General features: G+C 35.1%; 17 protein-coding genes. 13 read left to right on the top strand and 4 right to left on the bottom strand.

Features of this window, described 5'->3' with window-relative positions; genetic code table 11:
* The first annotated feature begins 208 nt into the window (after nucleotides 1–208).
* The 9 genes from spo0A (at nucleotide 209) to CLO1100_RS10740 (ending at nucleotide 12750) form a co-directional block, all read left to right on the top strand.
* Nucleotides 209–1054, top strand: a complete 846-nt coding sequence (gene spo0A / locus CLO1100_RS10780) for a sporulation transcription factor Spo0A (protein ID WP_014313780.1) — start codon at nucleotides 209–211, stop codon at nucleotides 1052–1054.
* Nucleotides 1055–1262: 208 nt separating this feature from the next.
* Nucleotides 1263–1949, top strand: coding sequence for a response regulator transcription factor (locus tag CLO1100_RS10775; RefSeq protein WP_014313779.1), 687 nt, complete (start codon nucleotides 1263–1265; stop codon nucleotides 1947–1949).
* Nucleotides 1949–3475: an ATP-binding protein gene (locus CLO1100_RS10770; protein ID WP_014313778.1), complete on the top strand. Its 1527-nt coding sequence runs from the start codon at nucleotides 1949–1951 to the stop codon at nucleotides 3473–3475. Before CLO1100_RS10775 ends, CLO1100_RS10770 begins: the two co-directional genes overlap by 1 nt.
* Nucleotides 3476–3546: 71 nt before the next feature.
* Nucleotides 3547–5103: a trypsin-like peptidase domain-containing protein gene (locus tag CLO1100_RS10765; protein WP_014313777.1), complete on the top strand. Its 1557-nt coding sequence runs from the start codon at nucleotides 3547–3549 to the stop codon at nucleotides 5101–5103.
* A 183-nt stretch (nucleotides 5104–5286) separates the two neighbouring features.
* Entirely contained in the window at nucleotides 5287–6753 is a 1467-nt protein-coding gene (locus CLO1100_RS10760; protein ID WP_014313776.1) for an HD domain-containing phosphohydrolase, read from the top strand.
* Between the two features lie 18 nt (nucleotides 6754–6771).
* Nucleotides 6772–8238: a glycogen/starch synthase gene (locus tag CLO1100_RS10755; RefSeq protein ID WP_014313775.1), complete on the top strand. Its 1467-nt coding sequence runs from the start codon at nucleotides 6772–6774 to the stop codon at nucleotides 8236–8238.
* A gap of 27 nt (nucleotides 8239–8265) precedes the next feature.
* A complete protein-coding gene (gene nth / locus CLO1100_RS10750) occupies nucleotides 8266–8898 on the top strand; it encodes an endonuclease III (RefSeq protein ID WP_014313774.1) in 633 nt (210 codons plus the stop codon).
* 33 nt (nucleotides 8899–8931) lie between these two features.
* Nucleotides 8932–11058 carry a cell division FtsA domain-containing protein gene (locus tag CLO1100_RS10745; protein WP_014313773.1) on the top strand — a complete coding sequence of 709 codons (2127 nt, stop codon included), beginning with the start codon at nucleotides 8932–8934 and terminating at the stop codon, nucleotides 11056–11058.
* Between the two features lie 15 nt (nucleotides 11059–11073).
* Nucleotides 11074–12750 (top strand): GGDEF domain-containing protein, encoded by a 1677-nt coding sequence (locus CLO1100_RS10740; RefSeq protein ID WP_014313772.1) that lies wholly within the window; start codon nucleotides 11074–11076, stop codon nucleotides 12748–12750.
* Here the strand turns inward: CLO1100_RS10740 and CLO1100_RS10735 are convergent.
* Entirely contained in the window at nucleotides 12747–13427 is a 681-nt protein-coding gene (locus CLO1100_RS10735) for a PsbP-related protein (protein WP_014313771.1), read from the bottom strand. The two genes, CLO1100_RS10740 and CLO1100_RS10735, sit on opposite strands and share 4 nt — an antisense overlap.
* A 322-nt stretch (nucleotides 13428–13749) precedes the next feature.
* Nucleotides 13750–13938, bottom strand: coding sequence for a 50S ribosomal protein L28 (rpmB, locus tag CLO1100_RS10730; RefSeq protein WP_004617754.1), 189 nt, complete (start codon nucleotides 13936–13938; stop codon nucleotides 13750–13752).
* A 247-nt stretch (nucleotides 13939–14185) separates the two neighbouring features.
* Here rpmB and recG point away from each other — a divergent pair, with 247 nt between their 5' ends.
* The 4 genes from recG to CLO1100_RS10710 are packed head-to-tail and all read left to right on the top strand — an operon-like array spanning nucleotide 14186 to nucleotide 17793.
* On the top strand, nucleotides 14186–16258 hold the full coding sequence (gene recG / locus CLO1100_RS10725; protein WP_014313770.1) for an ATP-dependent DNA helicase RecG: 2073 nt from the start codon (nucleotides 14186–14188) through the stop codon (nucleotides 16256–16258).
* Between the two features lie 21 nt (nucleotides 16259–16279).
* On the top strand, nucleotides 16280–16834 hold the full coding sequence (rsmD, locus tag CLO1100_RS10720) for a 16S rRNA (guanine(966)-N(2))-methyltransferase RsmD (protein WP_014313769.1): 555 nt from the start codon (nucleotides 16280–16282) through the stop codon (nucleotides 16832–16834).
* Nucleotides 16835–16854: 20 nt separating this feature from the next.
* Nucleotides 16855–17337, top strand: coding sequence for a pantetheine-phosphate adenylyltransferase (coaD, locus tag CLO1100_RS10715; protein ID WP_014313768.1), 483 nt, complete (start codon nucleotides 16855–16857; stop codon nucleotides 17335–17337).
* An 18-nt stretch (nucleotides 17338–17355) separates the two neighbouring features.
* Nucleotides 17356–17793: an ATPase gene (locus CLO1100_RS10710; RefSeq protein ID WP_004617762.1), complete on the top strand. Its 438-nt coding sequence runs from the start codon at nucleotides 17356–17358 to the stop codon at nucleotides 17791–17793.
* Here the strand turns inward: CLO1100_RS10710 and ylbJ are convergent.
* Both ylbJ and CLO1100_RS10700 read right to left on the bottom strand, forming a co-directional pair.
* Nucleotides 17785–19059 (bottom strand): sporulation integral membrane protein YlbJ, encoded by a 1275-nt coding sequence (gene ylbJ, locus CLO1100_RS10705; RefSeq protein WP_242836543.1) that lies wholly within the window; start codon nucleotides 19057–19059, stop codon nucleotides 17785–17787. The two genes, CLO1100_RS10710 and ylbJ, sit on opposite strands and share 9 nt — an antisense overlap.
* A gap of 130 nt (nucleotides 19060–19189) precedes the next feature.
* A complete protein-coding gene (locus CLO1100_RS10700; RefSeq protein WP_014313766.1) occupies nucleotides 19190–20254 on the bottom strand; it encodes a branched-chain amino acid aminotransferase in 1065 nt (354 codons plus the stop codon).
* Nucleotides 20255–20299: the final 45 nt, after the last annotated feature.

Raw genomic sequence — 20299 nt, 5'->3', positions numbered from 1 at the left:
GGGCAATAATATAATGTTTTTTATTTTAAAAGAAAATTTTTAAAATGCAAGAAAATGTGCTACTATAGACTTATAGAGCGGATTTTAAAATTTCTAAAAAAATAATTCCTTGGCAATTGGTGTAAAAAACTTGAAATAATGTCGAGTTCAAAATATAATAGATTCATGACATATAATGGAAAAATTAAAAACATGGGGGGTTTTCAGTTTGAGTAGTAAAAAAATAGAAGTCCTAATCGCAGATGATAACCGAGAGTTTGGAGACATCTTATGCGAGTACTTGTCCAACCAGGAAGATATAGAGGTTGTTGGTCTTGCAAGAGATGGATTCGAAGCAGTTGATTTGATCCTTCAAAATACTCCTGATATAGCAATTCTGGACATAATAATGCTTCATTTGGATGGCTTGGGCGTTTTGGAAAAAATAGCTTCATCCAATCTTGAGAAAAAGCCTTTATTTATTGTTCTTTCTGCCGTAGGACAGGATAAGATTACCCAACGCGCTTTATCATTAGGTGCGGAGTACTACATAGTGAAGCCATTTGACATGGATGTTCTTGTAAGCCGAATCAGACAACTTAAGGATAACACATATTTACCTTCAGCTAGCACTTCCACATCAATGAATTCTTCCATATCGCAACACAAAAGTGATTCATTCATCACAGAAAAGAAACCGGCACATATTAATAATACTTCAAGAAGCCTTGAAGTTGAAGTAACAAATGTCATGCATGAGATTGGAGTACCCGCACATATTAAGGGTTACCAGTATTTGAGAGACGCAATAATGATGGTTGTTAAAGACCTTGACGTTATAAATTCCATCACAAAATTGTTATACCCCAGTATTGCAAAGGAATATAATACTACTCCAAGCAGAGTTGAAAGAGCAATACGCCATGCAATTGAAGTTGCGTGGAGCAGAGGTCAGGTAGAGGCTATTGATGCATTGTTTGGATATACAGTAAATATCGGTAAGGGCAAACCTACCAATTCAGAATTTATTGCTATGATTGCCGATAAGCTGAGATTGGAATTGAAGGTAAGCTAGTAAGGTATGCTTTTAGAAATTAGTAATAAACCTTTTTATTTATTTGGTAAAATAATACCTATGAATAAAGAGGTTTTTTTATGTTTATCAATAATACTGATTTTAATTTTTTGTTAACAATTTAAAATTTTTAACTTTTTTCATGCGGAATTGATATAATTAAATTAATTTTATGAAAAAAATTAACTTATAAAGACAAGGAGTACTTATGAGTAGTAAAAGTAAAGTATTAATAGTTGACGATGACAGAAATATATGTGAGTTGATAGGGCTATACCTTGAAAAAGAAGGATATGAAGTCCTTTATGCTTATAATGGGCTTAACGCTGTTGATACATTTAAAATACAGACTCCTAGCCTGGTAGTTCTGGATATTATGCTTCCCGGAATTGACGGTTGGCAGGTATGCCGGGAAATAAGGAAGGTAAGTTCTATACCTATTATTATGTTAACTGCGAAAGGCGAAACCTTTGACAAGGTCCTTGGACTGGAGCTGGGAGCAGATGATTACATGGTTAAACCCTTCGAGCCTAAAGAGCTTGTTGCAAGGGTAAAGGCAGTATTGAGAAGATATGAGCATAAGGAAGTTGATACATTGGAAGTTGCATTTCCAAACCTGATTATAAATAAAAGCAATTATACAATCAGGCTTAAGGGCAACCTGATAGAACTTCCTCCAAAGGAACTGGAACTCTTGTTTTTCCTAGCCTCCAATCCAAATAAGGTTTTTACAAGGGAACAGCTTCTGGAACACGTATGGGGATTTGATTTTTATGGGGATTCCAGAACTGTTGATGTACACGTAAAGAGAGTTCGTGAAAAAATAGATCTGGAAGGTCAACCGTGGCAGCTAAAAACCGTATGGGGTGTTGGCTATAAGTTTGAGGTGAAATAATGATCAGATTTAAAAAGACAATATTTCAGAAGCTCGTAGTGGTTTTTATAGGACTCCTTGTTTTAAGCTACGTAGTTACAGGAGGCTTTTTGTACTATTTTTTAAATGGTTTCGTAACAAAACAGCAGACTGATACTCTTGGTGAGAGCGCAGAAAATATAAGGGACTTCTTCTACAATTATTACCTACCAAATAAAAACAACCAACTGGTGCAGGGGATTTTCCGTCAAACTCTTGAAATGTATAGTGTTTCAAGTAATTCTATAATTTGGATTGTCGATAATACAGGACATATCCTTATATCGGTATCCAGCGATGACCAAATAAGTGATGTTCTGAAGCAGTACATAGATGATTCGGGATATCCGAAGCTGCCGGATATAAGGCAATATATAAAAGTAATGAATAGCAGTGGTAAAACTCAAACAGAAACAGGAAACTTTTTTGGCTTTTTTAGTAATGAAGCTTTCCAAAAATACGGAAGTTCGTGGCTTACCATCCAGATGCCCTTTGAAGTAACACCAATTAATGGCAGGCAGCAGACTATAGCGGCCGTTTACCTGCATACTCCGGTACCTGCAATTCAAAAAGTAAGAACCTCGGTATTCAGCCTATTTCTTATTTCAGGTGGAGTAGCCATAATTCTGGCAATAATTCTAGTTTATATATTTTCAATAAGGTTTACACGTCCTTTAAAACAGATTAACAATGCCGCAAAAATAATTGCAGGGGGAGACTTCCAAAAAAGAATTGTGGTCAGTTCGCAGGATGAGATAGGGCAACTTGCGGACAGTTTTAATCATATGGTTGAAGATTTGCATAGGCTGGAAGAGCTCAGAAGAGGGTTTATTGCCAATGTTTCCCACGAACTACGCACGCCAATGACCTCTATAAGAGGCTTTATAGAAGGTATCCTTGACGGTACTATACCGCCTGAAAAGCAAAAAGACTACTTAAGGATTGTGCGGGATGAAACCAACAGGCTTAACAGATTGGTGAATGATCTTCTGGATCTGGCGAAAATGGAATCCGGTGAGTTGACGTTATCTATGAAGGCATTTGACATAAACGAATTAATAAGAATTTGCGTAATAAAGTTGGAAACTCTAATCACCTCTAAAAATATAGAAATTGAAGCTAATTTTGAGATAGACAGCATGATGGTATTAGCTGACAAAGACTCCATTGAACGGGTTATTATAAACCTATTACACAATGCCGTAAAATTTTCAAATGAAAATGGTAAGATAATAGTTGAAACTGCAAAGAATAAAGATAAGGTCAATGTATCTGTTAAAGATAACGGCATCGGAATAGACAGCGATGATAAAAAAAGAATATGGGACAGATTTTACAAATCCGATAAATCAAGGGGAAAGGATAAAACAGGTACCGGTCTTGGTTTAGCAATCGTAAAAAATATTATAACTGAACATAAGCAGGATATATGGGTAGAAAGTGAGGTAGGAAAAGGAACAAAGTTTACGTTTACACTTGATTACTACAAAAGTCATATTGAAGATTAACACTTTGTTCATACTTTTTTAAAAATACATCTTTAAAATAAAACTATAGAAAAAGGAAGGGAGACTTCATAATGATCGACGATAGAGATGATAAGATAAATGAAAATGGTTCCAATAGTGACCAGCCGCAGAATGATAACGGCACTTATGAAGTAAACAGTAATTCTGAATCACAGGGGTCTGTAAATGAAAGTCAGGAGGATAACACAAATAGTAGCGACCAATATGAAAAAATGAATCCTGTAATTGAGAATAATGAGCCGGTTGATAATGTAGCCGGAGAAAAAACAAATCAAGATACTGTTGATTTAAACACACAAGAATCACAAACCAGACCACAAGAAGGCGTTACGTCTGATTTTAGTGTAAAAGATAACAGTTGGGAAACGCAAGGTGTAACGAGCCCGGCTTATAACAATTATTACAAGGAAAGCTTTAAAAAAACAAATACTAAAAAGTCTAATGCATGGAAATATGTATTGGTATCAGCTGTAAGCTCACTTGTTGGAGCAGCTCTTCTTGCATTGTTAATGCTTTTTATAGCTCCGGTTGTACAGCCACATATTAAAGAATACCTTGGAAATAATTTCCCGGGTCTTAAAACAGAAAGTACACAACCCAATATTACCGGAGAACTAAAACGAGTAGAAATTGTACAAAACGGAGAATCAGCAGTTACAAGTGTAGCAGAAAAAGTTGGGCCTTCTGTAGTTGGTATAAAAACATCTTATCAGAATACAAATGAATTATTTGGTGTTCAGTCTGAAGGCGGCGAAGGTTCAGGAATAATAATTAGTGCAGATGGATATATCCTTACTAACCATCACGTTATTGAAGGGGCTTTAAATGACAAAACCAGAGGTATCAGAAGTGATGCAAAAATTGAAGTGTTCCTTCCAAACAAAATAGATAAGCCATATTCTGCGACAGTTAAAGGCTACGATTCTAAAACAGACCTTGCTGTTTTGAAAATAAATGAGACAAATCTACCTGTTATAGAGTTTGGTAATTCAGATGACATTAAAATAGGTGAGCCGGCCATTGCAATAGGCAATCCGGGAGGCCTCGAATACATGGGTTCTTTGACATACGGTGTTATTAGTGGACTAAACAGAACCGTTCAGTTGGATGGAGGAAAGAGAATTAGGCTTGTTCAGACAGATGCTGCTATAAACCCCGGAAACAGCGGCGGTGCATTGGTGAATATTAAGGGACAGCTTATTGGAGTAAATACAGTAAAAATGGTTGCAACAGGATTTGAAGGACTTGGTTTTGCAATCCCCGTAAATGAAGCAAAAAGAATAGCAGACGAACTTATGACAAAAACCTACATTGCAAAACCTTATCTGGGGATTTCAGTTAATGAGCAATATACGGAGGATATAGCAAAGGCAAATAATATGCCGGCAGGTGTATATGTAGCAGATGTTGAACTGTTTGGTGCCGCTGCTAAAGCAGGTATAATGCCTGGGGACGTAATAACTAAATTCAATAATAAAGCAGTTAAGTCCTATGATGAGCTTGAAGAATTGAAGAATAAGATGAAACCTGGAGATGTTGTTAAGATTGAAATCTTCAGAGATGGAAATACAAAAACTGTTCAGGCGAAATTAGGCGAAACAAAGTAAATAACATTTAAATGAAAGCTGTCTTGTGAACAATTTATTGTTTCATTGGACAGCTTTCTTTAATTGAAAAATAAAAAAAATTTAGGGAATAAATAAATTGTATTGCTAATAAGTAAAAAAAAATTTACAATTAGATATATAATCTAAGGATTTTTCTGGAATTATAAAATGCTGGAGGCATATATGAACTTAAGCAAATATTATTCACATCTAGTTAAAATAATTATATGCGTTATAGCTTTACCATGCTTTATATACGGAATTTATATGAATGCTGAGAAACCGTTGGCTATAACTTGTGGTTTGTGTATTTTATTTTTAGCATATGATATTTGTGAATATATTATTATAGATAGAAAAAACCGAAAAAATATAAAAAAATATGGTATTCTCCAGCAAAATGAGTATCTTCTCAATACAATAGCGGGAAAGAGCTATTTTAAGACTTTAAAACTTCTTGTAGAAAAACAGAATCAGTTGGAAGCTTTAAGCATAACGTCTGAAAAATTTAACTCTACAATTGAAATTGAAAATATAATTAGATATGTGTACGATGTATTTAAAAAGTTTACCGGGTGTGACAGGTGCCTTATTTGCTTCAAAGATGTAAATTCTCAAGATATATATTGTAAATATGAATTGGGAGAAATAGTGTTTGGAGAAGTAGGGAAATATTTTGATGAGGATTCTGTTGTTACACAATGTTTTAATACAAATTCCGTTGTAGTTAAATGCGGAATTGAGATTAAAAGAAGAGGTATACTGGGAGATAAGCTTGTGATACCACTGAGCATATCAGACGAACAGTTGGGTGTTATTTTTCTAGAAACAAAAAATAAAGATTCTTTTAAAAAAGTAAACCTTACATTTCTCCAAAGTCTTGCAAATTATGCGGCTGTTGCCATGTATAAATCTCAGCTAATAAATGATGTATATTTACAAAAGCAGGAAATAGAAGCCCTTTATGAGGAAACTGCTGCGGTAAACGACGATTTGAATAATAATATTGAAAGTCTCAATATAGCCAAGGACGAACTTCGCCAAAAAAATGAAGAGCTTCTAAGGTACTCAGAAAGCCTAAATACAGGATATATACAAACTGTTATGTCTTTGGTAAATGCAATCGAGGCAAAGGATGCTTATACCAGCGGACATTGCCAGAGGGTGATGGAAATTTCATGTGAAATTGCTGCTCGCATGAAGTTGGATGAAGATACTATACAGGATTTAAGATATGCGGCTATTTTGCACGATATTGGAAAGATAGGAGTATCAGCTTCAATTCTCAATAAATCAGACAAATTAACTGATGGTGAATATGAAGAAATTAAAAAACATCCACTCATTTCCTATAATATACTTAAAAATGTAGAGTTTTTAAGAAACGGCTTAAAAGCAATTCTGGAACATCACGAAAAATATAACGGTGGAGGTTATCCTAATGGGCTGAAGGGTGAGGAAATCAGTCTTTTAGGAAGAATATTATGTATAGCCGATGCCTTTGATGCAATGACAAGTGACAGAACATACCGAAGAGGTATGACAATGGAATTGGCAATTAACGAAATTGAAAGATGCAAGGGGATTCAGTTTGACCCAAGAATATCGGATCTTTTTATAAACATGATTAAAGAGCTGATTAACAACTAGCATTTTGGAGGTAATGTGGTGAATTTATCTAATAAACAGTTAAAAATACTTTTTGTATCCGCAGAAGTTGACCCTTTCGCAAAGACCGGGGGCTTAGCTGATGTTGCAGGTTCTCTGCCAAAGGAGTTAACGTTGTTGGGGCAGGATGTAAGAGTGCTTATGCCACGATACAAAAGTATAAATAAAGATTTAACTTATGTTGCCGATTTTCCTGTTGAAATGGGCGAAAGAAAAGAAACATGTGTAATCAAGGAAAGCTGTATACCTGTTTCAGGTTCAAAAGAAGTTAAGGTCTATTTTATAGAAAACTATCATTATTATTATAGAGACGGTATATATTGCTATCAGGATGATGCACAAAGATTTATAATGCTGTGCAAGGCAGCCCTTGAAATGTTGCCATATATTGACTTTAAGCCGGATATTATTCATTGCAATGACTGGCATACAGGCCCGTTATGCCTGATGCTGAAAGAAAAATATGCAAAACAGGATTTTTATAAAGATATTACCACGGTTTATACAATTCACAATCTTGAGTATCAAGGAAATTTCGGTGCTGATATATGCGGTTTTCTGAACGTGGAGGAAGACTTCTTTACCTATGACAAGGCTGAATTTTATGGAATGTTCAGCTTTATGAAATGCGGGCTTGTATATTCCGATAAAATAAATACAGTAAGCAAGCAGTATGCAGAAGAAATTCTTTCAACTGCATACGGAGAAAAAATGGAAGGTATACTTAATAACAGGAAAAAAGACCTTTTTGGTATTGTAAATGGAATATCTTACGAAGAGTTCGATCCCGGTAAGAATGAAGATATATATAAGGTTTATGACTCTAAGTGCCCATGGAATAAGAAGGAAAATAAAAGAAAATTCCAGAAAGAGGTCGGCTTAGCTGAAAGTGATGCTCCACTGTTGGCAGTTGTTACGAGATTGACACACCAGAAGGGGCTGGAACTAATTTTGGGGTGTATTGACAGATTTATAAAAGAAAATGATATACAGTTGGCTGTGCTTGGAATCGGGGATGAATATTATCACAACTCATTTAAGGAACTTGAGAAAAAGTACCCCGATAATGTAGCAGTTTTTTTGGAATTCAATCAAAAACTGGCTAAAAAGATATATGCCTCAGCAGATATGTTCTTAATGCCTTCTCGTTTCGAACCGTGCGGCTTAGGACAGATTATTAGTTTCAGATATGGTACTATTCCCGTTGTAAGGGCTACAGGAGGCCTTGCTGAAACTGTAATAGATTATGATAAGGATAGAAAAAACGGAAATGGGTTCTCTTTCTCTGAATTTGATGAAAAGGAATTTGAGAATACTTTGAATAGGGCAATACAGGTTTATTACAAAAAGAGTAAAGAGTGGGAAGAACTGGTTGTCAGGGCATTGGAAAGTGATTTTTCTTGGAAGAAGCCTTGTATTAAGTACTTAGATTTATATAATATAGCTATAGAAAACAAAAATAGATAACATAACACAAAGAAGGTATAAAATTCGATGACTAAAAAGGAAAAGGTTCTGCAGATGATAGAAGTTCTTGACAAGCTTTATCCTGATGCTGAGTGTTCCCTGCAGTATGAGAATCCGCTTCAGCTTTTGATTTCTACTCAACTTGCAGCCCAGTGTACTGATGCCAGGGTAAATATAGTTGCAAAGGATTTATATAAAAAGTATCCTACGGTAGAGGCATTTGCAAATGCAGATGTAAGAGAACTGGAGGAGGATATTAAATCAACGGGATTTTACAGAAATAAAGCAAAAAACATAATCGCTTGCTGTAAGATTATTACTGAAAAATACAACGGAAAAATTCCTGATAATATGGAGGAACTGCTTGAATTGCCCGGAGTAGGACGTAAGACAGCAAACCTTTACTTATATGAGATACATGGAAAGCAGGGAGTAGTTGTTGACACTCATGCTAAAAGGCTTTCAAACAGAACGGGTCTAACCAAGAATGAAGATCCTGAGAAGATTGAATACGATTTACAGAAAATAATTCCTAAAGATAAATGGGCAGACTTTTGCCATAAGTTGGTCTTTCATGGCAGAGCTGTGTGTAACGCAAGAAAACCTGAATGTGAAAAGTGTGAAATGAATCATTTATGTAGTTATTATGCTAAGAAATAGGGTCACGACTGTTTTTATACATGGGGGTAATGTATGCCTGGTAAACAGAAGATAACAAAAACTAAAGTAGAAACTTTTAATGAGGAAGATTTGATATTTGCTCTTGATATTGGAACAAGAACAGTTATAGGTATAGTAGGGGTTTATGAGAAGGAATGTTTCAGAGTTGTTGCGGCTGAGATATGTGAACATAAGAGTCGTGCAATGCTTGATGGACAAATACATGATATTGAAAAGGTTGCCGAAGTAATAACTCAAGTAAAAGAACGACTGGAGAAGATACTTGGGGTTACTTTGACAAAAGTAGCCATAGCAGCTGCAGGAAGGGTTCTAAAAACAAGTCAGACCAAACTGGAATACGATATTGAACAGGGACGTGAAATAACATCGGAAATTGTTGGCAGTCTGGAAGTTGACGCTATTCAGAATGCACAATTTAAGCTTGATAACGAAATATCCAATGAAGAAAAAATGACCTTTTATTGTGTCGGGTATAGTGTTGTAAACTACTTTCTCAATGGGTATGTTATTTCGTCACTGGTAGGGCATAAGGGTAAGAAAATCGGGGTGGAAGTACTGGCTACATTCTTACCTCACGTTGTAGTAGACAGCTTGTACACGGTTATGTCAAAGGTTGGACTGGAGGTAATAAGTCTGACTCTTGAGCCTATAGCTGCAATAAATGTAACTATTCCAAAGGATTTAAGACTTTTGAATCTTGTTCTGGTTGATATTGGTGCCGGAACATCAGATATCGCACTAACCAGGGACGGCTCCGTAGTGGCCTATGGCATGGTTCCAATAGCTGGAGACGAGATAACCGAAAAAATCGCTCAGGAGTTTTTGGTTGATTTCAATACAGCAGAAAAAATTAAAATATCTATTTCATCTGGTACAGAAAATATCAAGTATACAGATATACTAGGGAATAAGTATGAGATTACACACCAAAAGGCTATTGAAATAATAACGCCTGCTATAGATTTTTTAGCAGGAAGTATATGTGATAAAATTCTGGAATTTAACCAAAAGGCTCCCAATGCGGTGTTTTTGATAGGAGGCGGGAGCCAGATACCCGGGCTTACAAACAGGATAGCTGAAGGACTGGGACTTCCTGATAACAGAGTTGCAGTAAGGGGGAGGGATGTAATACAAAACATAAAGACCAAGATTAAAAAGCTAACAGGGCCTGAATCCATCACACCTTTTGGGATAGCTATGATGGCACATATGCAAAGAGGCCAGGACTTTATGACTGTCACTGTAAATGAAAATAAAATAAAGCTGTTCAATTCCAAGAAGCTAAGTGTAGCAGATGCTTTAATATTGGTAGGATATAATCCTGATAAGCTGATTGGCAGATCAGGTAAGACATTGAAGTTCACACTTAATGGTAAAGATATGAGCATTAAGGGTGAACTTGGAATGGCGGCTGAAATTTTCGTTAACAATGAGCCGGCAAGTCTTGATACTAGAATAAATAATAATGATTCCATTTATATAAAGCCTTCATACAATGGTATGGACGCCCAAAAGAGAGCGACTGATTATATAAAATACGCAAGAGGACTAACTGTCTTTTTGAACGAAGACAGGATAGAGCTCGTACCGTACTGTTCAATTAACGGGCAGGTATGCGGTATGGATGTACCTATAAAAAATGGTGATAAGGTTCAAATAGAGGAAATAGTCACACTAAAGGACTTCTTAACAAAATTTGAACTTGGTCTTGAAAGCAGTTTATTGCGGGTAAATGGGGAAATCGTCAGTCCTGAATACATACTAAAGGACAACGACAGGATAACTGATTCAGAACCTGAGGAATCAGATGCTGTAACTGCTCCTGATCAGGGGTTTGAAGAACAAGAGATTTATGAGACTTATTCTGAACCAATAGATAAATTTGAACAGTACTATATGGAAAACAACATTGTTCCTGTGCCTGAAAAAGGCTTTATTATATATGTAAACGGTGAAAGAATTGAATTGAAAGAAAACAAGCAGTATATTTTTGTGGATATTTTCAACTATATTAATTTTGATTTGTCAGTACCTAAAGGAAACATTATATTAAAATTAAATGGAAGTCAGGCAAATTTTACCGATACAATTTCTCAGGGAGACAATATAGAAATTTATTGGGAGAATATGCAATTGTAGTTAGAAAGGAAATATATGAATAAAATACAAAAATATGAAAAGGTTATGATTAACCTTTATTGGGTATTTATTGTATTACTGTTTTCTGCATTGATTTTCAAGCAGGAACTTTATACTGATGCTAATGTTTATTTTAGTAAGGAAATTTTTCTCACATTATTTATAGTGTTAATTCTGGCTCTGAATATTGTTAAAATTATATTTGTAAAGAGTATAAATTTATATTCAGATAAAGTATTTGACATTTTCAGGTCAATCGAAGTCTTTTTGACCTCTGTATTCTTATTGCCATTCTCGGATGGAATAGAGTACCTTTCTCTTGTATTGCCTTTATTTTTTATAAGCATTCATAAGGGCAAAAAGTTAACCTATACGTTATTGAGTTTCAGTGCAGTAATCAAGGTAACACATATATTTATATTATATGGTGTACAAGAGTCCTTTGATGCTACAAAAGTACTTTATAGTCTTTTAAGGATTGTGTGCATATACATATTACTACTTTGTATATTTAGTATAAGTGCTAAAATTTACTCTGAAAACTTAAAAAATGAACAGGAAAATGACCGGTTGATTGATGAATTGGGTGAGAAGTATGAGCAGCTTGCTTCAGCCAAAGATGAAATAAAAAACCAGTATGAAAAGCTCAAGGAGACCAATTTTAAGCTTGAAGATACAAATAAAAGGCTCACGTCCAGTATTGCAGAGTTTTATACGCTTCAACAAGTGAGTGAGGCCATAGGCTCCATTCTAGACATAAATGAGTTACTTAATTTTGTAAATGATGTAATAATAGGTGTAATGGGCGTGAATTATTCTACCATATTACTGTTTGATCAGAAGAAAAACAGACTTAAGGTACAATTTACAAATATCACCAATAAAGAAGAGCTTGCGATTTTGGCTGATAATGTTAATTGTGAGCTTCTCCTTGATATATTGCAAAATGAAAAGCCTTTGATAGAAAATATGGTTAACCCTGATAAATATGATTTTATTCAAACAAGACAAATAGGTTCCTTTATGTGCGTGCCTTTGAGCTTGAAATCCAGAAAGTTCGGGCTCACTCTCATTGAACACCGAAATAACAATACATTTAATACCGAAAACTTAAGGCTGCTTACTACCATGGGAAAACAGGTAAGTATGGCAATTGAAAATGCCGAGCTTTATGCAAACCTTCAGGAAATGGCCACAGTTGATGGTTTGACCGGAGTTTACAACCGTGTCTACTTCCATGAAAAATTCGAATATGAATTTAAGATGGCAGATGAAAAGGGGTACAGTTTATCTCTGGTAATTCTGGACATTGACTTTTTCAAAATATTTAATGATACATACGGCCATCTTTTTGGTGATGTAGTACTGAAAGAAGTAGCACAAACCGTAAAAAATAACCTGCGGGGAACTGATACCATTGCAAGGTTCGGGGGAGAAGAGTTTGTACTTATATTACCTCGCACATCAATACAGCAGGCTCATGAAAAAGTTGAGTTTTTGCGGACAAAGATTGCAGGCAATGTAATTAAAGACAATCTTATATCAGCCTCTGTTACTGCAAGTTTCGGAATAGCGTGCTATCCTGAAACATCTTCCAACCAAGTAGGATTAATCAGAGATGCAGACAATGCACTATACAAGGCAAAGGAAAATGGAAGAAACTGTATTATGATTTCTCAAAAAGTGGGTTAATTAACTTTCAAGGAATTTACCATTTTCCAAAACATATCATAGTCTTCATTGGTATATTTTTTTTCAGGTATATAAAAACTTATTCTATATAGTCTGGAATCCTTTGAGAGGAATACTTCAAGTGTTTTATAATTTTCATTGGAACCTTTTACGGTATATTCCCAAAAATACCCCTTCATTTTATTAACTTCGATTTCTTTGGAATTGAAATTGATAAAATCGGTAAGGGAGTTTTCCTTTGATTCTTCAAGAAACTTACTGAGTTCATAAGGCAGATTCCAGACCTGAACAAACCCTGTAAAGGAATTATCGCTTTTGTTTTGAAAATCTACATGATATAGTATTTCACTGCCCGGAAAAGCCTGTTGATACAATTTGAAATTGGAAGGATAGCTGAAATGAAATTTGTCTTCGGGTGACTTATAATCAATAAAACTCTTATATTTACTGTTGCTTGCCTGAATATAAGGAGCAGAAGCAGGGTCGCTGGCATACACATTTTTAATTGAGAAATCCATGGGATAAGAAAATGAGATTTGGCTGTTAACTGTTATAGTATAATGAGAGTTTCCATAAAAAAAAATACGAACAAATGTAATAATGCCAACAAAAAATACAATAAATGCTATTATCACTATAAGTTTTTTTCTTTGACTAACATGAAATAAAGAAAACATCTGACCACTCCCTTTGAAAAAAATAGCTTATCCGTATATATCTATTCACTATAATAGAGATTTAGACAACTTTTTTAGGTTAAGAATTTGTATTTACTATCACGAAAGTACTTTTTGCAGAATATGATAGATAGTAAGAGCTATTCAGGGGGAGTGTAATTATGAAAATAGTAGTCGTAAAAATGCCTAAGTTTTTTGGAAACATATTAAAGAAGGTATTTAAAATAGGCTAATCTTACTGATGAGGAAGTAATAAAAATAAAAAAAAATAAAAAAGCGTCTCGTAACGCTTTTTTATTTTTAGAAATTTAACGTAATCAAATTATATAGCTCTGGTAACTTTGTTTGAACGAAGACACCTTGTGCATATGTTAATTGACTTTGGTGTGCCATTATCAATTATCTTTATTTTTCTTACATTAGGTTTCCATGTACGGCTAGTAGCATTTAATGCATGGCTTCGGTTGTTACCGAAAGTAGTTGCTTTACTGCATACTTCACACTTTGCCATATATTACACCTCCTTTAATTATTGGAGAATTTTATTTTCTCAATATTTCGGCATCAAGCAATAACTATTTTAACACACAAAAGCCATATACTGCAAGTCTTTTTAATTTAAAAGTAAAAGCATTTATAGCTGATAAAAGGATACAGGACCATGTACCCTTTTTCTATGTCGAAAAATATGGTACAATTTACTTTACATAGCCGTAGACTTAACGGGATATTGTTAGTGTACTTACAAAAGAGGTTGTATGAAAAAAATAACAATTAACGATTTGAAACAAAAATCAATCAGATATATAAAGGGTGTTGGTGAATCACGGGAATCACTATTCAAAAAATTGGAAATTCACAATTTTTTTGATCTCTTAACCTATTATCCGAGAGACTATGAAGACAGGAGCAGTATAAAGAATATAGCCGATCTTCAGAATGGTGTTCCGTGTTCCTTTGAGGGAACTATAGTATCAAATGTAAGCTTAACAAGACCTAAGAGAGGTATGACTCTATCAAGAGTATCAATAGAGGACAGTACCGGAAAGATTACGGCAATCTGGTTTAATCAGCCATATGTAAAAAACTCTTTGGCTCTTGGAGAAAACTATATATTTTTCGGAAAAGCAGAAAGAAAATTAAATAAACTTCAAATAGTAAATCCGGTTTTTGAAAAAACAAGTTCTAAAGACATGAAAAAAAGCCTTAAAATACTTCCTGTTTATTCATCTACGAAAGATTTGGGACAGAACATTATAAGGTCGGTTGTATATGAGGCAATTAAGGGAATAAATGATATTGAGCTTGAAGACATGATACCTTTACCAGTCAGAGAAGCGTATAAGCTCGCTGACAAAATCTATTCAATAAAACAAATACACTTTCCGGCTTCTACCCAGGATATTGAACGAGCAAGGTTCAGACTGGTTTTTGAAGAACTTTTTATGCTGCAGCTGGGTCTTTTATCGTACAAGAGCCTTGCAACCGATACAAGAGTGGGTATAAAATATACTCACATAGACGAAATGGAAGGCTTTATTGAATCTCTTCCCTTCGAGCTTACAAACGCACAGAAAAAGGTTTTTGCAGAAGTCGAAAAGGACATGGAAAGTTCTCATGTGATGAACAGGCTTGTGCAGGGTGATGTTGGTTCAGGAAAGACAATGATTGCAGTTTTGGCGCTGTTTAAAGCTGTTAAGTGCGGCTATCAGGGAGCTTTAATGGTACCCACTGAAATATTGGCAGAACAGCATTTTAAATCTATAAAGAGCTTATTTGACAGCTTTGGTATTTCAGTTGAATTACTGTCCAGCAGTCTGACTAAAAAGCAGAAGCAGTTAATAGTAGAAGAGTTAAAGGAAGGAAAAACTGATGTAGTTATTGGAACTCATGCACTTATAGAGGATTATGTAGAATTTAAACAGCTGGGGCTTGTTATCACTGATGAACAGCATAGATTCGGAGTTCGCCAAAGAACGATATTGACAGAAAAAGGTCAGAATCCTGATGTGTTGGTTATGACTGCAACGCCAATTCCTAGGACCCTGGCACTGATTTTATACGGGGACCTCGATATATCAATAATTGATGAACTCCCGCCAGGCAGAAAACCAATTAAAACATACTCTGTAAATGAAACTATGAGGGAGAGAATTAATAAATTTGTAAGGGAGAAAGTAAAAGAAGGCAGGCAAGTATATATTGTTTGTCCCCTTGTAGAAGAATCTGAGGAGATTGAGGCGAAATCAGCAGTAGTTACTGCAGAAGATATAAGCAAAAGTGTATTCAGCGATTTAAACGTAGGAATTATTCATGGAAAAATGAAATCATCTGAAAAAGAAGATATAATGAAAAGATTCGTTTCAGGTGAAATCAGTATACTTGTATCTACAACTATAATAGAGGTTGGTGTAAATGTACCTAATGCTACAATCATGATAATAGAAAATGCTGAAAGATTTGGTCTGGCACAATTGCATCAATTGAGGGGGAGAGTCGGCAGAGGAGATGAGCAGTCCTTCTGTATTTTGTTTAACCAATCAAACTCAAAGGTTGCAAAAGAAAGAATGAAAATTATGACTCACTCAAACGACGGTTTTGTAATATCAGAAAAAGACTTAGAAATAAGAGGTCCCGGTGAGTTTTTTGGTACCAGACAGCACGGGCTTCCCGAATTAAAAATAGCGAATCTGTACAAGGATATGGAAATTTTAAAGCTGGCTCAGGATAGCGCAATGGAGATTATCCAGGCTGACCCGGGGCTTATGAAACATAACGAACTGAAAAAATACCTTGCCGTGTATTTTGGGGACAAGGTTACATTATCATAACAGAAGTAAGGTGTGATTAGCATGCTGAGAGTAATTTCAGGAAGTGCCAAAGGTTTAAAGTTATTTACTTTGGAAGGGATGAACACAAGGCCCACTACAGACAGGGTAAAAGAAAATCTATTTAATATAATAGCACCGTATATGCCCGGTTCAAACATACTGGATTTGTTTGCAGGAACTGGAAGCCTTGGCATTGAGGCATTGAGCAGAGGTGCAAACAGTGCTGTATTTTGTGACCTGAGTGAACAAAGTGCAGATATTATAACTAGAAACCTACAGCATACAAAATTAATTGATAAATCGGAGGTTTTTTTGGGAGAAGCACAAATAATACTGAAAAAACTCTCCCAACTAAGTAAAAAGTTTGATATAATTTTTTTAGACCCTCCATACAAAAAGGAAATTGTACCGGGTATTTTACAAGATCTTGAAAACTATGGAGTACTGGATGAAAAAGTTTTAATATCTGTGGAAACAGATATAGAAGATCAGCTACCGAAGGAAATAGGCACACTTTGTGTGTCCAGGCAGCAGATTTACGGAAAAACTAAATTAACTTTTTACAAAAGAATATAAATTTCAAGGATGATAAAATAATGAACACATTTATATATCCCGGAAGTTTTGATCCTGTTACAAACGGTCATTTAGATATTATTGAGAGAGCATCAAAAATTTGTGACAAACTTATTGTTGCAGTATTAATTAACCATAGTAAAAATCCTCTCTTTTCTATTGAAGAACGGGTTAACTTATTAAAAAAGGTAGTTAAGGATAGTACGAATGTTGAAATTGAATGTTTTTCAGGATTACTGGTTGACTTTGTAAAGGAAAAAAACGCTAATGTAATAATTAAAGGCCTACGGGCTGTATCAGATTTTGAGTATGAGCTGCAGATGGCATTGTTGAACAAAAATCAGGCGCCTGACATTGAAACACTCTTTATGATGTCAAGTATAAACTATTCTTTTCTAAGCTCAAGTATGGTAAAAGAGCTTGCCAGACATGGTGGAAATATAAGTGGCCTGGTACCTGAATGTATAGAAAAAGACATTATTGATAAATTTAAACTCAAATAACCCGGGGAGGTTTATGATATGGAAATTTTAACTATACTGGAAACATTGGAGGAACTTGTTGAGAAAAGTCCAAGTGTACCATTCTCAGGAAAATGTCTTCTGGATAGGGAAGAAATACTTGAAATAATTAAAGAGATGAGGCTCAAGCTACCAGACGATATAAAGCAGGCAAAATGGGTTAAGGAAGAACGCCAGAGGATTTTGCTGGAAGCACAGAGGGAAGCCAACAATATAATGAAAGATGCTGAAAATAAAATTGCATCTCTTGTTGACGAGCATGAAATTACCAAAAAAGCTTATGAACAGTCCAATGAAATCATTGCAGCTGCACAGAAAAATGCCAGAGAAGTGCGTTTAGGTGCCAGAGAGTATGCCGACGGTGTTCTAAATAAAGTCGAGGATATACTGTCTGAAGCTGCTGAAGTAATCAGGACCAACAGGGAAGAATTAAAATAAGTTTTTCCTTGACACAAAAGTAGTTGTACATATATAAATAACGGAAATCAACAGCATTATTACTGATATTGACAAGACAGAGTGAAAAGAGGATTGTAATATGCTTTTCCAGTTGTCGGAAAATACCTTTTCTGAATTGGAGAATACAGAAGATGTTTTATGAATGAAGCTACTGAATAAATTATAACCTATAAAAGTATATATACATGAAATAATTCCTTGGAGGGCTTTACCTAATATATACGGCTTTGCGCTTATATCGGAGCCGTTTATTACGCTTAAAACCTGAGCATGTACCGAAAGACCTGCCCAACCTATTATCAGGCTAACCGTACATAGTTTTATAATCAAGTCTGCATTTGCTAAGTTGATAAAGTTTGCACCGGTAGTTATTTCAAAGAAGCCGCAAAAAATTCCTTCTAATATTTGCCGCCCCAGACCCAATTTGTCAAGCAAAGCCGGGGCTCTACTGCATACCCACCCGCTAATTCCGCTTGAAATCAAAATATTTATTAAAACTGAAAAAAATATAATAAATCCTCCTATAGCTAAGATAGTTGATATGGAGTTCTTTACACATTCACCAAAAAGGGTGTATGGGTTTATATCTGAGTTCTTCAACTTTTTAAGTTCAATTCTAATTTTTTGTGACACCTTTAAATAAGGTTTTTTAGAACTTTTTTCAGAACTTTTGTAGTATCTGAAAATAAACCCTACTGTAAGGCAAGCAGCAACATGACTAATATATAGAAGGTAACCTGCTGCCGGCATATTGAACATTCCCACAGCCACAGCTCCCATAATAAACAGGGGGCCTGAATTATTAGTAAAAGTCAGAAGTCTCTCGGCCTCAGTTTTAGATATAAGGTTCTGACGTTTTAAATCACTTGTAATAGAAGCACCTATTGGATAGCCACTTACAATACCCATAGCAAGAGCAAAAGAGCCGCAACCGGGTATATTGAAAATTGGCCGCATTACCGGTTCCATTATAATACCTGCAAATCCAATAAATCCTGAGCGGTTTAACAATTGGGAAGCAACGAAAAATGGAAAAAGAGATGGAAAAACAACCTCCAACCATAGGTGGATACCTTTTGAAGCTGAAGAAACAGCCGTTTTTGGATAAACTATCAAAGCTATAATAAATAATACAGCACAAAGGGGTAGAAAGCTTTTTTTAATATAATGGGAAATTCTATTTTTATTACAAAAATAGAAAGTTAAAGCAAAAGCAATAAATGATGAAAATAAAAAATAATTCATTTCTAATTGATACCGCACTTATTAGAATATCCTTTTCTAATATATACCTGTACCATTTATATTATAACTTCAAATTAAAAAGCCATTGTTTTCATGGTTCGAAAACAACAGCTTTTCTAATCAAAAATAATTATTTAACTATTTGTGTCCAGCCAAAAGTATCTTCAAGTTCACCGCTTTGAATTCCGGTGATTGTATCATATACTTGTTGAGCTACAGGTCCTATTTCTCCACCGTTTACAGCAATAACATTTCCGTCCCAATTAAATTCACCTATAGGTGAAATGACAGCAGCGGTACCGGTACCGAATGCCTCATCCAATTTTCCTGCTGCATGTGCATCATATAGTTCCTGAATTGATATTCTGCGTTCAGTAACTTTTACACCTGATTTTCTCAGCATCTCTATAGTTGACATACGAGTAATCCCCGGAAGAATTGAGCCTTCAAGGGATGGAGTTATTACTTCTCCGTCTATCTTGAAGAATACATTCATTGTTCCTACTTCTTCTATATATTTCTTCTCAATACCATCCAGCCAAAGAACCTGAGTATACCCGGAATGTTTTGCTTCAACCTGTGCTTTAAGGCTTGATGCATAGTTGGCAACTGTTTTTGCAAACCCCAGCCCGCCTTTTACCGCACGTACATAGTTGTTCTCAACATATATTTTTACAGGATTCATTCCTTCCTTGTAATAAGCTCCAACAGGTGAAAGAATGACTATAAACTTGTAAGTGTCAGAAGGCCTTACACCAAGGAATGGATCTGTTGCAATTATAAACGGACGTATGTACAAAGATGTACCCGGAGCATCAGGAATCCAGTCTGAATCAACATTTACTAGTTCTTTAATAGCCTGTACACCAAAGTCCTCGTCAATTCTAGGTATTACAAGACGTTCATTTGAACTGTTTACTCTTGCCATATTTTTATCGGGTCTGAAAAGAAGAATATGGCCGTTTTTAGCTTTGTATGCTTTTAAACCTTCAAAAATAGCTTGACCATAATGAAGAACCATTGAAGCCGGGTCCATTTCTAAAGGAGCATATGGCACTATTCTCGGGTCATGCCAGCCTTTTCCTTCAGTATAATCCATAATGAACATATGGTCTGTAAAATATGATCCAAATCCTAAATTGTTCTGATCAGGTTTTTGTTTAGGACTTGTAGTTTTGGTAATAGAAATATTCATTTTCGTATTACTCCCTTCTCTATGATTTATTAACAAAATTTGATA

The sequence above is a fragment of the Clostridium sp. BNL1100 genome (genome assembly GCF_000244875.1).
Lineage (GTDB): Bacteria > Bacillota > Clostridia > Acetivibrionales > DSM-1351 > Ruminiclostridium.
The sequence above is the reverse complement of the archived record's forward strand: the minus strand, read 5'-3'. Positions and strand labels throughout refer to the sequence as shown.